This window comes from Streptomyces lasiicapitis (assembly GCF_014646335.1).
Lineage (GTDB): Bacteria > Actinomycetota > Actinomycetes > Streptomycetales > Streptomycetaceae > Streptomyces > Streptomyces lasiicapitis.
On record NZ_BMNG01000011.1, the window covers coordinates 1 to 12597 of the forward strand.

Sequence of the window (12597 nt, forward strand, 5' to 3'; positions counted from 1 at the left end):
AGGAACGGACGCTTCCTTTGTACTCACCCTCTCGGGCTTTCCTCCGGGCGCTTCCCTTCGGCATTTCGTGTTTCCAACTCTACCAGATCCGTTTTCCGTTCCGTTCCCGGTTCGGATTTCATTTCCGGTGGCCGTTGAAGGGCCTTGCCTTTCGGCGTGTCCACTACGTTAGCGGATTTCCCTGGCAACTCATAATCGAGTTCCGCGGATTCGAATTTCGGCATGCGGACATGCGAAACAGGACCCCGCTGAGGGGAAGTCGTAGGTAGTGGTTGGCCGCTTCCGGCTGCTGGCTGAATGCCGTACCCGGGTCAAGCGGCTCGGGCTACGTTACGGAAGCACCAACGCCGCGTCAAGTTCGGTGACGTCGAGGTGAATGAGCCCGATAGGGGCTGACCGTAGGGTCGTTGGCCGTCCAGAAGCGCCAGGGGTGCACGCTCCCCTCACCGCCCACTCCTGTACGAGGGCCGCTCCTGACCTGGTCGGGATCCGTAGGTATGCCTGCCAGGACGGTGAGCGGGGCGTCCGTGCCCGCGCAGACGTCGGTTCCGTCGAGGCTGCGGTCCACGTCCAGGGCCGTGGCTAGGCGGGCAGGGCCTTTGGCCAGTTCCTTGTCGTTGCGGGCCGAGAGTCGTCGTTGACGGGTGAGTTCCGCGCCCTCGGTGATCTCGCCGGCTCGCAGCAGCACCGCGCTCGCCAAGCCCTCCGGGCCGCACACCAGGTTCATGCAGTGCCACATGCCGTACGTGAAGTAGACGTACACATGGCCGGGCGGGCCGAACATCACGCCGTTGCGGGCCGTGCGACCGCGATAGGCATGGGAGCCGGGGTCCACCTCCCCCGCGTACGCCTCGACCTCTGTGATGCGCAGCTCGATCGGGCCGTCCGGGGTGTTGCGGACGAGGATGCGACCGAGCAGGTCGGGGGCCACTTCGAGAACGGGGCGGTCGAAGAAGGCTCGGGGCAGGGGCGTACGGTCAGGGGCCGCGATCATGCCGCACGAGGGTAGTGCACCGAACGTGTACGGGTTTGGCGTGGAGGGTGGCCTCAGGGCCGTCGCACGGAGAAGGTGTGGGCGCGAGGGTACGGGCGTGGAACCACGCGCCGTCCGATTGCGTTTGTACGTTGTCGAAGGTCGACGATCAATCGATCGAGTCAAGCCACAGGCGGGGCCTGGGGAGGAGAGTCATGGGGTTCAAGAAGCTGCTGGCGAGTCTGGGTGCCGGTGGGGCCTCCGTCGAGACGGTGCTGACCGAGGCCAATGTCGTGCCGGGCGGTGTCGTCCAGGGCGAGGTCCGCATCCAGGGCGGGAACGTCGACCAGCAGATCGAGGCGCTGTCCGTGGGCCTGCAGGCGCGCGTCGAGGTCGAGGGCAACGACCAGGAGGTCAAGCAGAACATCGAGTTCACCAAGCAGCGGCTCGGCGGCGCCTTCGAGCTGAAGGCGAACGCGGTGCACGCGGTGCAGTTCGGGCTCGACATCCCCTGGGAGACGCCCATCACCCACTTCGCGGGCCGCCAGCTGCACGGCATGAACATCGGTGTGACCACGGAGCTGGAGATCGCCCGCGCCGTGGACTCCGGTGACCTGGACCCGGTGAACGTGCACCCGCTGCCCGCGCAGCAGGCGATCCTCGACGCCTTCGGTCAGCTCGGCTTCCGCTTCAAGAGCGCCGACATGGAGCGCGGCCACATCCGCGGCACCCGGCAGAAGCTGCCGTTCTACCAGGAGATCGAGTTCTTCCCGCCGGAGCAGTACCGCGGCCTGAACCAGGTCGAGTTGAGCTTCGTCTCGGACGACCGCGAGATGGACGTCGTCCTGGAGATGGACAAGAAGCCGGGCCTGTTCAGCGAGGGCAGCGACTCGTACAAGTCGTTCAAGGTCGGGCTCAACGACTTCCAGGGCACGGACTGGGCGGCGTACCTCAACGAGTGGCTGTCCCAGGTCGGCAGCAAGCGCAACTGGTTCTAGGCTCGACAACGGCGAGCGATCGCCGACATGGACGTACTGGAACCGATCAGGAGGTGCCCACGTGACCGAGGTCAAGAGGCCGCCGCTGCCCCATGACTTCCACCCGGCCGTGCCGTCGTTCACGGTCGTGAGCGCGGACTTCGAGCCGGGCGCGGTGCTCAAGGACGACCAGGTGTACGCCGCCGGGAACACCTCGCCGCACCTGCGGTGGGAGGGCTTCCCGCCGGAGACGAAGAGCTTCGCCGTGACGTGCTTCGACCCGGACGCCCCCACGGGCAGCGGGTTCTGGCACTGGTCCGTGTTCGACATCCCGGCCTCGGTCACCGAGCTGCCGGTGGGCGCCGGCAGCGGCAAGTTCGAAGGACTCCCGGAGAGCGCCGTCCAGGTGCGCAACGACTACGGGACGAAGGACTTCGGGGGCGCAGCCCCGCCGCCCGGTGACCCGGCGCACCGCTATGTGTTCACCGTGTACGCGGTCGACCAGGAGAAGCTCGGCCCGGACTCGGACGCCTCGCCCGCCGTCGTCGGCTTCAACCTGCGGTTCCACACACTGGCCCGCGCACAGGTCGTCGCGGAGTACGCGGCGCTCGCCGACAGCTAGCGAGCTCCGGCGCGCGCCCCGCGCGATTGCTCACAGCTCAGCGTTCATTGAACGTTTGCCCGCCTCTGGTCTTGGAAGTGATCAGAGGCGGGCATCTTTTATTGCGTTGTCCTACCCGGCGCGCCCGGCCAGAGTTGATCCAAGCCCGCCAAGGGGTGGGCCGGTGCACACGGGAGGTGGGCGAGATGCGGGACACGCTGGTGCTGAACGCGAGCTTCGAGCCGCTGTCGACGGTGACGCTGAACCGCGCCGTCGTCCTGGTTCTGCAGGACAAGGCCGTCGTCGAGCAGGCCCACCCCGCGCTCCGCGTGCGTGCCGCTGCCGTCGAGCTTCCGGTGCCCCGGGTGATCAGGCTGTGCAGGTATGTCCGGGTGCCCTTCCGAAGACGGGCTCCGTGGTCACGGCGCGGTGTCCTGGTGCGTGACCAGCACCGGTGCGCGTACTGCGGCAGGCGCGCGACGACCGTCGACCACGTGGTGCCGCGCTCCCAGGGCGGCGCGGACTCGTGGCTGAACACGGTGGCGTCGTGCGCGACGGACAACCACCGCAAGGCGGACCGCACGCCGGAGCAGGCCCAGATGCCGCTGCTGAGGCAGCCGTTCGAGCCGACACCGGCGGACGCGATGCTGCTCACGCTCGGGCGCGAGGACTTCGAGGCACTGCCGGATTGGCTGGCACAGCCGGCCGCGTGACCGACGGCGCCGCCTGTACGACTGTGGGGCCGACCTCCCGGAAGAGGTCGGCCCCACAGTCGTACGCGTATGGATCCCGGGACGCCGGCCGGGGCCGGTCGGTCGCCGTCAGTCGTCGGTCAGTCGATCGGGGGCTGCTCTCGGCGCTCGACGCCACCGGTGCTCTTCCCACCGCCGCCACCGCCGAGCGGGCCGAAGTTGCCGAGTGCGCCGCCGAGGCCCTTGAGGGCGTCGCCGATCTCGCTGGGGACGATCCAGAGCTTGTTCGCGTCGCCCTCGGCGATCTTCGGGAGCATCTGGAGGTACTGGTAGGAGAGGAGCTTCTGGTCCGGGTCGCCCGCGTGGATCGACTCGAAGACCGTACGGATGGCCTGGGCCTCGCCCTCCGCGCGCAGGGCCGCGGCCTTGGCCTCACCCTCGGCGCGCAGGATCGCGGACTGCTTCTCGCCCTCGGCCCGCAGGATCTCGGACTGCCGGACACCCTCGGCCTGGAGGATCGCGGCGCGCTTGTCACGGTCGGCGCGCATCTGCTTCTCCATCGAGTCCTGGATGGAGGTGGGCGGCTCGATCGCCTTCAGCTCGACGCGGTTGACGCGGATGCCCCACTTGCCGGTGGCCTCGTCGAGGACGCCGCGCAGCGCCGCGTTGATCTCCTCGCGGGAGGTGAGGGTCCGCTCCAGGTCCATGCCGCCGATGATGTTGCGCAGCGTGGTGACGGTGAGCTGCTCGATCGCCTGGATGTAGCTCGCGACCTCGTACGTCGCGGCGCGGGCGTCGGTGACCTGGTAGTAGATGACCGTGTCGATGTTCACGACCAGGTTGTCCTGGGTGATCACCGGCTGCGGCGGGAAGGGGACGACCTGCTCACGCAGGTCGATGCGGTTGCGGATGGAGTCGATGAACGGGACGACGATGTTCAGGCCCGCGTTCAGGGTGCGTGTGTAGCGGCCGAAGCGCTCCACGATCGCCGCGCTGGCCTGCGGGATGACCTGGATCGTCTTGATCAGGGCGATGAAGACCAGCACCACCAGAATGATCAGGACGATGATGATTGGTTCCATCGTGGTTCCCCGTACCCTTCACGCTTCGCTGTTTCCGGAAGATCTTGAGATCTCGCCGGTCGAGTCTGTCAGAACGCCGCGCGGACCGTGGGGCGTTCGGATCACCTGACGTCACTGACCGCGAGCCACAAGGCCGTTGAGCCCGTGATGGGGCGTCACATGACGACGGCCGTCGCTCCGTCGATCTCGACGACGTCCACCTCCTGGCCCGCCTCGAAGCTCTGCTCGGTGTCCAGCGGCCGCGCCGACCAGACCTCGCCCGCGAGCTTGATGCGCCCGCCGGAGGAGTCGACGCGCTCCAGGACGACCGCGGATCTGCCCTTCAACGCCTCGACCCCGCTGATGAGTTCGGGGCGCTGCGCGCGGTGCCGGGCGGCGATCGGGCGTACCACCGCGATGAGGGCGACCGACACGACGGCGAAGACCACCGCCTGCATCGCCACTCCCCCGCCGAGGCCCGCGGTCACGGCGGCGGCGACCGCGCCGACGGCGAGCATGCCGAACTCCGGCATCGCGGTCAGCACCAGCGGGATTCCGAGGGCGACCGCGCCGATCAGCCACCACACCCATGCGTCCATGTCCACATGGTCAATGGTATGACCGCGTGGCCCCATACCGACAGGGCGTGCGCGATCAGCTGAGCGGCAGGCCCTGGGCCGACCAGCGTTCGCCGCGCTGCTCGACGACCAGCGGCAGGCCGAAGCAGAGCGAGAGGTTGCGCGAGGTGAGCTCCAGCTCGAGCGGGCCCGCGGCCATGACCTTGCCCTGACGGATCATCAGGACGTGGGTGAAGCCGGGGGCGATCTCCTCGACGTGGTGCGTGACCATGATCATGGAGGGGGCGATGGGGTCACGGGCGAGGCGGCCGAGGCGGCGGACGAGGTCCTCCCGGCCGCCGAGGTCGAGGCCCGCGGCGGGCTCGTCGAGGAGCAGCAGCTCGGGGTCGGTCATCAGGGCGCGGGCGATCAGCGTGCGCTTGCGCTCGCCCTCGGAGAGGGTGCCGAACCTGCGGTCCAGGTAGTCGCTCATGCCGAGGCGGTCGAGGAAGGCGCGGGCGCGCTTCTCGTCGATGTCCTCGTAGTCCTCGTGCCAGCCCGCGGTCATGCCGTACGCGGCGGTGAGGACCGTCTGGAGGACGGTCTGGCTCTTGGGGAGCTTGTCGGCCATGGCGATGCCGGCCATGCCGATGCGGGGGCGCAGCTCGAAGACGTCGACCTTGCCGAGCTGCTCGCCGAGGATGGTGGCGGTGCCCTTGCTCGGGAAGAGGTAGCTGGACGCGACATTGAGGAGGGTGGTCTTGCCGGCGCCGTTCGGGCCGAGGATGACCCAGCGCTCCCCCTCCTTCACCGACCAGGAAACCTGGTCCACCAGAGCCCGGCCCTCTCGGACCACGGATACGTCCTTAAGCTCCAGTACATCGCTCATGAGCGCGTTGTCTCCCATTGCAGTCTCGGCTGTCGCTCGCGTGACCCGCGTCTGTGGACGCGGCCCCCGGATAAAACCTACGCCACCGGCCGACCGTTCCCGTGCCGAGCCCGGTCCTTAGGCTGTGGGCATGCTCTCGGAACCACGTTCAGGACGCTTGGCCGCTTGGGGAAACGCCCTTTTGGCCGGACTTGTTTCACCGGACGACGCGGTGCACGCGATCGTGGGCGGCGACTCGGTGCACCGGGTCGAGGGGCTGCCCGGCGAGTCCGCGCCGGTGGGACTGACGCTCGCGCTCGGGCGGCTGCGCGCGCTCGGTGTGACGGGGCTCCGGGTGGCGCTGCCCGCGCCGGGGCATCCGCTCGGCCTGAGCGGGCCGCCGGCCTTCAACGAGCGCGCCTTGGAGGCGGAGGAGGCGGTCGTCGCGACGGGTGCGCCGTACGGGCTCGTGCCCGAGGTGTACGAGGCGGGGCCCGAGGGCGCCGCCGACGCCGAGGACGTCCATGTGGAGGTGGTGTGGCACTGCCTGCCGGTGCGGGAGGCGCCGCCCGCGGACGTGCCCTCCCTTGGCGAGGCGGAGCGGGAGCTCGCGGACGCGCTGCGGGAGACGACGGAGGTGCTCGCGCGGCTCGACGTGGCGGCGTCGGGGCCGGTCGCGGAGGCGGCGATCGACGCGTACCGGGCGCGGGCCGAGCGGGGGCGCGAGGTGCTCGCGCCGGGGTATCCGCCGCGCGCGGTGCGGGTGTTGGAGCTGGCGCAGCGGGTCGGGCTGCTGATTTCGGTGGCGTACGAGAACGGGCACGGCGGGGCCGTGAGCGCCTCCGAGATGGGTGCGCGGGCACAGGCCTTGCGGCCGGTGGAGCGGGTGGCGCGGCGGGCGCAGGTGGCGGCGTACAACGCTTATGTGGAGGAGCGGGAGCGGGGCTGAGGCTTCGGCTTCGGCTTCGGCTTCGGCTTCGGCTTCGGCCATTGTTCGTCGGTCGGGTGGTGGTGGGACGGCTCCCGTCGCGCGGTAGCGGCGGTGGATGGCCGAAGGCCCCGCGGACCGGTGTGGTCTGCGGGGCCTTCGCCTGGCGGGCTGTGTGGTCAGCGGTTGACCGAGTCGTTGGCCAGCGCCGGGTTCAGGATGCCGACCACGTTCACGCTGTTGCCGGTGACGTTGACCGGGACGTGGACGGGGGCCTGGACCAGGTTGCCGGAGCCGATGCCCGGGGACTTCTTGGCGCTGCCGTCCGCGTGCGCGTCGGTGGCGGAAGCGGCACCGGCGGAGGCGCCCGCGGCGAGACCGGCGACGGCTACGGCCAGGGCGGCCTTCTTGGCGATGTTCATGGGACGTGTTCCTCCTGTGACGGGGAGACCCCGGCTGCGGGGTCGAGGGGGATGTGCGGCGCGGCGGCGGTGATGCCGGGGAGGCCGGGTGGTGCGGCGGTGCGGAGAACGCGACCGGCCCCTGCCCGCTGGTGCGCAGCGGGGCCGGTCGCCGCGACGCCGATCGCATGACCGTGATCGGCGGATCGCGCGGGGTGCGATCAGACGTTCTCGCAGACGTTGCCGAACGTCGGGTTCAGGATGCCGACGACGGAGATGGAGTTGCCGCAGGCGTTCACCGGGACGTGGACCGGGGCCTGGACCAGGTTGCCCGAGACGATGCCGGGGGAGTTCTTGGCCACGCCGTCGGCGTTGGCGCCACCGTGGGCGGAGGCCATGCCGGCACCGGCCGCGAGCAGCCCACCGGCGACCATCGTGACAGCAGCGGCCTTCTTGAGGTTCTTCACTTCTGCGTTCCTCCTGAGCGGAAGCCGCGGCCAGCCGCCGCAGCACGCACTGGAGAACGGCGGGGCGCCGTGGGGGATGCGCCGAACGGGGGACATCCACACGACGGTATGAATCTCAGCCCGGAACGCGACGATCCGTGCTGACAGCCGCTCCGGCCCCGAGGACCTGCGGAGTTCAGCCCGCGACGCCGTGCCGCACGGCCCAGAGGGCGGCCTGGGTGCGGTCGGCGAGGTCCAACTTCATGAGGATGTTCGACACATGGGTCTTGACGGTCTTCTCGGAGAGCACGAGCGCGCGGGCGATCTCGCGGTTCGACCGGCCGTCCGCGATCAGGCCGAGCACCTCGCGCTCCCGCTCGGTGAGGGAACCGCCCCTCCCCTGCGTGCTGTTGGCCTCCTCCTGGGAGAGGAGGGCGCCCGCCACCTCGGGCTGGAGCAGGACGTGTCCGGCGTGCACGGAGCGGATGGCTCCGGCGAGGGCGTCCGGGTCGACGTCCTTGTACACATAGCCCGCCGCGCCCGCGCGCAGGGCCGGGACGACCGTGCGCTGCTCGGTGAAGCTGGTGACGATCAACACGCGCGCGGGGTTGGCCAGTTCACGGAGCTTGCGCAGTGCCTCGACGCCGTCCATGCCGGGCATCTTGACGTCCATCAGGACGACGTCCGGCTTCAACTCCTCGGCGCACGCGACTCCTTCGGCGCCGTCGGACGCCTCGCCGACGACCTCGATGTCCTCCTGGATCTCCAGGAACGTACGCAGACCGCGGCGGACCACCTGGTGGTCGTCGACCAGCAGCACCCGGATCCGGGCCTTCGAATTGCGCTCGGCGTCAGCCACCGGGGACCTCCATCTCGATCGTCGTGCCCTTGCCGGGCGCCGACTCCACGGTCAGCCGTCCGCCGACCCCGCCTGCCCGGTCCCGCATGGAGACCAGGCCCAAGTGCCGCCCGGCGCGCCGGATCACGCGTGGGTCGAATCCCTTGCCGTCGTCCGTGACCCGCAGCACCGCTCCGGGACCGCGCTTCTGCAGGGCGACGGCGACATGCTCCGCGTCCGCGTGCCGCAGCGCGTTGTGCAGGGCCTCCTGGGCGACCCTCAGCATGGCTTCCTCCTGGGCCGCGGGCAGGGCGCGCACGCCGCTGCTCTCGAAGGTGACGGCGGCGGAGTGGGCGCGGTCGAGGACCTGCGAGTGCGTACGCAGGGTGGCCACCAGGCCGTCCTCGTCGAGTGCGGCGGGGCGCAACTCCACGACGGCGGCGCGCAGTTCGTCGGCCGCCTCGGCCGCGAGGGCGGCCACCTGCTGGAGCTCGCCCTTGGCGCGTGTCGGGTCGCGGTCCACCAGGGCGGCGGCCGCCTGGGCGGTCAGGCGCAGGGAGAACAGCTTCTGGCTGACCGCGTCGTGCAGTTCGTGGGCGAGGCGGGAGCGCTCCTCGGCGATGGTCAGCTCGCGGCTGCGCTCGTACAGCCGGGCGTTGGTGAGGGCGATCGCGGCGTGCTGGGCGAGGATCGAAAGGAGTTCCTCGTCGTCCGCGTCGAAGCCGCAGCCGCCGGCCGGCTTGGGGCACCGCTTGTTGGCGAGGAAGAGGGCGCCGAGGGTCTCGTCGCCGTACCTGATCGGGAGGCCGAGGAAGTCGGACATGTCCGGGTGGGCGGACGGCCAGCCCTCGAAGCGGGGGTCCTCGCGCACGTCGGCGAGGCGCTCGGGCTCGGCCTTGCACAGCATCGCGGCGAGGATGCCGTGCTGGCGGGGCAGCGGGCCGATCGCCTTCCACTGCTCTTCGCTGACGCCGTCGACGACGAACTGGGCGAAGCCGCCGTGGTCGTCCGGGACACCGAGGGCCGCGTACTCCGCGTCCAGCAGCTCGCGGGCGGAGGCGACGATCGTCTTGAGGACGTCGCGCACCTCCAGCTGGCTGCTCATGGCGAGCAGCGCGGAGCTGACCGCGTACAGACCGGATCGGGGTCCTTGACTCATGGGCCAACCGTACCGGCGGGGTGTGACAGCGCGTATCCGACCTGTGGCGGCAGGGCTCTAGGACCCGGGGACTAGGCCCTGCGGACGGCCTAGGGCGAAGGGACCTCGCACGCTGCTCCCGCCGTCCGAGGCGCCCGGCGGGGGTGCGTTCCTAGCGTGGAAGCCGGTACCGCCACGAGGGCACTGAGGGTCACGAGGGGACGGTTGTCATGCCGGTAGCGATCATCACGGGGGCTTCGAAGGGTCTGGGGCGGGCGCTGGCCGCGGCGCTCGCCGGGCGGGGCTGGGACCTCGTCCTCGACGCGAGAACGCGGGCGGTGCTCGACGACACCGCGCGGGAGCTGGCCGGGCACGGCGGGCGGGTGCGCGCGGTGCCCGGGGACGTGCGGGACGAGGGGCACCGCGCGGAGCTTGTCGCGCGGGCTCGCGCCCTGGGCGGCCTGGATCTGCTCGTGAACAACGCGAGCGCGCTCGGCGCGGAGCCGCTGGTCCGCCTCGACGAGCTCCCCCTGGAGGGGCTGCGGCGAGCCCTGGAGACGAATGTGGTGGCCGCGCTCGGTCTCGTACAGCAGGCGCTGCCGCTGTTGCGGGCCTCGCGCGCGGGAGGCGGCGCGGTGATCAATGTCAGCTCCGACGCGGGCGCCGAGGCCTACGAGACGTGGGGCGGGTACGGGGCGTCCAAGGCGGCGCTGGACCAGTTGTCGGCGGTGCTCGGCGCGGAGGAGCCGGGGCTGCGGGTGTGGGCCGTCGATCCGGGCGACATGGGCACGGACCTGTACCGCGCCGCCGTTCCGGATGACGCGGATCCACGGCCGCTGCCGCACACGGTGGTGCCGGCCTTCCTGCGGCTGCTCGACGAGCGGCCGGTGAGCGGGCGCTATGACGCTCCTTCCTTGCTGGTGGCGTCATGACGGTCGCGGTGCGGGTGCCCGAGGGGCTGCACGCGGCGCTGCCGGTCGAGCAGCGCGGCCGGGGGCTGCGCAGGGACTCGGTGCGGCTGCTTCTCTCGCGCGGGACGCAGGTGTCGCACCACGTCTTCAGGGAGCTGCCGGACCTGCTGCGCGCCGGGGACCTGCTCGTGGTGAACACCTCGCCGACGCTGGCCGCCGCGGTGGACGGGCGGCTGCCGCACGCGCGCGTGGACGAGGACGCCGTCCACGCGCGCGTGGACGAACAGAAGGGGCACGCGCGCGTAGTGGTGCATTTCTCGACGCTCGGCGAGGACGGCCGGTGGGCCGTCGAGATGCGGGATCCCGAGGCAGGCGGTACTACACGCGCGCGGGCGGGCGGGCCCGCGGGAGAAGTAGTGGAGCTCCCCGGGGGCGTACGTCTGGTGTGCGAGGAGCCGCTGAGCGCGGACAGTGGGCGGCTGTGGTGGGCGCGGGTGTCCGCGGACGTGCCGCGCCTGCTGCGGCGGCACGGGCGGCCCATTCGCTACTCCTATACGGAGCGGGACCAGCCGCTGTCGGCGTACCAGACGGTGTTCGCGCTGCCGTCGGCCGACGGCACGGGCAGCGCGGAGATGCCGAGTGCGGCGCGGCCGTTCACCGCGCGCCTGGTGGCACGCCTGGTGAGCCGGGGTGTGCAGTTCGCGCCGGTCCGGCTGCACACGGGGGTGGCGTCGCCCGAGGTGCACGAGCCGCCGTACCCGGAGCGCTTCGAGGTGCCGGAGGCGTCGGCGCGACTGATCAATGCCGCGCGGGCGGGAGGTGGCCGGGTCCTGGCGGTGGGGACGACCGCGGTGCGGGCCGTGGAGTCGGCGGTGGGGCCCGACGGGGTGGTCCGGGCCGCGGCGGGGCGTACCGATCTGGTGGTGACGCCGGAGCGAGGGGTGCGGGTGGTGGACGGGCTGCTCACGGGCCTGCACGAGCCGGAGGCGTCGCATCTGCTGATGCTGGAGGCGGTGGCGGGGAGGGCCGCGGTGGAGCGGGGTTATGCCGAGGCGGTACGCCATCTCTACCTGTGGCACGAGTTCGGCGACGTCCACCTCCTCCTTCCGGACGAGTTTGCTCACTGAGAGCATTGCTCTCGCAACTGATGGTGAGACTGTTACGCGCCCGATGTGAGCCCGCGCATAGGACACACATCACGTACGAAGCTCCCTAGTGGACGTGAGGGCCCCGTAAGGGAGGGTTAAAAGCGGGCATCGGGGGCGGCAGTGCACCCCCTGATCCACTACCCGGGATCGTACGTCACTCCTTTGCCACAGAATTTTGCGCCCGCTAAGAATTGCTCCCGTCGCTCGAACGCCGCGGTCCCGCACCGCGGCGTTTTGCCGGAAGCAATCTGTCCCCCGCCGGTGCAGAGCGGCCTCCCGATTTACGAAGAGGTCCATCCCCATGTCCAAGCACGCCCCCTCTGGTCATAGTCGCTCCACCCTGACCAAGACCCAGAAGTTCTCGATCGCCGGTGTCGCCACCCTCGGTGCCGCCGCTCTCGCGTTCTCGATCGTGCCGGGCAGCTCCGAAGCGCAGACCACGCAGGCCGGTGCCCTCGGCACCCACTCCGCCGCCTGGTCCGTGCCCGTCGACGCCCAGCAGAGCGTCAGCAAGCAGCAGGCCAACGCCAGCAAGCAGGCCAAGGACGCCGTTGCCGCGAAGGCCGCCGCCGACAAGAAGGCCGCGGCCGACGCCGCCGCGAAGAAGGCCGCGGACGACCGCAAGGCCAAGGAGGCCGCCAGCCGCGCGGCCGCCCGCAAGCCGGTCTACACCAACAACCTCGACGGCTGGATCCGCCAGTCCCTGGACATCATGAAGTCCAAGGGCATCCCCGGCTCGTACGACGGCCTGCACCGCAACATCATGCGGGAGTCCACGGGCAACCCGAACGCCAAGAACGGCTGGGACATCAACGCCATCAACGGCACCCCGTCGATCGGCCTGCTCCAGGTCATCCAGCCGACGTTCAACGCGTACCACGTCGACGGCACCTCGACGAACATCTACGACCCGGTCGCCAACATCACGGCCGCGGCCAACTACGCCGCCGACCGCTACGGCTCGATCGACAACGTGAACGGCGCCTACTGAGTCGTACCACCGGACCTCTTCAACCGAGGCTCACAGACGCCGAAGGGCGGCACCCCGTGCGGGGTGC

At 70.6% G+C, this 12597-nt stretch carries 14 protein-coding genes and 1 pseudogene; 7 read left to right on the forward strand and 8 right to left on the reverse strand.

The window, feature by feature from the left end; genetic code table 11:
• Positions 1–352 precede the first annotated feature (352 nt).
• Positions 353–994, reverse strand: coding sequence for a DNA-3-methyladenine glycosylase (locus tag IEY91_RS23560; RefSeq protein WP_189175606.1), 642 nt, complete (start codon positions 992–994; stop codon positions 353–355).
• Between the two features lie 194 nt (positions 995–1188).
• Here IEY91_RS23560 and IEY91_RS23565 point away from each other — a divergent pair, with 194 nt between their 5' ends.
• From IEY91_RS23565 to IEY91_RS23575, 3 genes are all read left to right on the forward strand, one after another.
• Entirely contained in the window at positions 1189–1971 is a 783-nt protein-coding gene (locus IEY91_RS23565; RefSeq protein ID WP_189175607.1) for a sporulation protein, read from the forward strand.
• 61 nt (positions 1972–2032) lie between these two features.
• The gene (locus tag IEY91_RS23570) at positions 2033–2572 is read left to right on the forward strand and encodes a YbhB/YbcL family Raf kinase inhibitor-like protein (RefSeq protein WP_164326123.1); all 540 of its coding nucleotides are present in this window, start codon (positions 2033–2035) and stop codon (positions 2570–2572) included.
• A gap of 185 nt (positions 2573–2757) precedes the next feature.
• Complete coding sequence (locus IEY91_RS23575) at positions 2758–3264, forward strand: HNH endonuclease (RefSeq protein ID WP_164326122.1); 507 nt, start codon at positions 2758–2760, stop codon at positions 3262–3264.
• A gap of 119 nt (positions 3265–3383) precedes the next feature.
• Here the strand turns inward: IEY91_RS23575 and IEY91_RS23580 are convergent, their stop codons facing one another.
• The 3 genes and pseudogenes from IEY91_RS23580 to IEY91_RS23590 all read right to left on the reverse strand — a co-directional run.
• On the reverse strand, positions 3384–4325 hold the full coding sequence (locus IEY91_RS23580; RefSeq protein ID WP_189175608.1) for an SPFH domain-containing protein: 942 nt from the start codon (positions 4323–4325) through the stop codon (positions 3384–3386).
• Between the two features lie 155 nt (positions 4326–4480).
• Positions 4481–4909, reverse strand: a complete 429-nt coding sequence (locus IEY91_RS23585; protein ID WP_189175609.1) for an NfeD family protein — start codon at positions 4907–4909, stop codon at positions 4481–4483.
• Positions 4910–5225: 316 nt separating this feature from the next.
• Positions 5226–5768: pseudogene (locus IEY91_RS23590) on the reverse strand (ABC transporter ATP-binding protein); the annotation flags it as partial.
• 112 nt (positions 5769–5880) lie between these two features.
• On the opposite strand from IEY91_RS23590, the gene IEY91_RS23595 reads away from it, so the two are divergent.
• Positions 5881–6678, forward strand: coding sequence for an Rv1486c family protein (locus IEY91_RS23595; RefSeq protein ID WP_189175610.1), 798 nt, complete (start codon positions 5881–5883; stop codon positions 6676–6678).
• A gap of 158 nt (positions 6679–6836) precedes the next feature.
• On the opposite strand, the gene IEY91_RS23600 is transcribed toward IEY91_RS23595, so the two are convergent.
• The 4 genes from IEY91_RS23600 to IEY91_RS23615 all read right to left on the reverse strand — a co-directional run bounded on the left by IEY91_RS23600 (position 6837) and on the right by IEY91_RS23615 (position 9501).
• Positions 6837–7079 (reverse strand): chaplin, encoded by a 243-nt coding sequence (locus tag IEY91_RS23600; RefSeq protein WP_164326117.1) that lies wholly within the window; start codon positions 7077–7079, stop codon positions 6837–6839.
• 200 nt (positions 7080–7279) lie between these two features.
• The gene (locus tag IEY91_RS23605) at positions 7280–7525 is read right to left on the reverse strand and encodes a chaplin (RefSeq protein ID WP_189175611.1); all 246 of its coding nucleotides are present in this window, start codon (positions 7523–7525) and stop codon (positions 7280–7282) included.
• A 175-nt stretch (positions 7526–7700) separates the two neighbouring features.
• Entirely contained in the window at positions 7701–8363 is a 663-nt protein-coding gene (locus tag IEY91_RS23610) for a response regulator (protein WP_229697188.1), read from the reverse strand.
• Positions 8356–9501 (reverse strand): GAF domain-containing sensor histidine kinase, encoded by a 1146-nt coding sequence (locus tag IEY91_RS23615; protein ID WP_164326115.1) that lies wholly within the window; start codon positions 9499–9501, stop codon positions 8356–8358. Before IEY91_RS23615 ends, IEY91_RS23610 begins: the two co-directional genes overlap by 8 nt.
• 209 nt (positions 9502–9710) lie before the next feature.
• Between IEY91_RS23615 and IEY91_RS23620 the strand changes: the two genes are divergently transcribed.
• From IEY91_RS23620 to IEY91_RS23630, 3 genes are all read left to right on the forward strand, one after another.
• Complete coding sequence (locus IEY91_RS23620; protein WP_189175612.1) at positions 9711–10412, forward strand: SDR family NAD(P)-dependent oxidoreductase; 702 nt, start codon at positions 9711–9713, stop codon at positions 10410–10412.
• Positions 10409–11518: an S-adenosylmethionine:tRNA ribosyltransferase-isomerase gene (locus IEY91_RS23625; protein ID WP_189175613.1), complete on the forward strand. Its 1110-nt coding sequence runs from the start codon at positions 10409–10411 to the stop codon at positions 11516–11518. Before IEY91_RS23620 ends, IEY91_RS23625 begins: the two co-directional genes overlap by 4 nt.
• 322 nt (positions 11519–11840) lie before the next feature.
• The gene (locus IEY91_RS23630) at positions 11841–12530 is read left to right on the forward strand and encodes a transglycosylase SLT domain-containing protein (RefSeq protein WP_164326112.1); all 690 of its coding nucleotides are present in this window, start codon (positions 11841–11843) and stop codon (positions 12528–12530) included.
• Positions 12531–12597 lie beyond the last annotated feature (67 nt).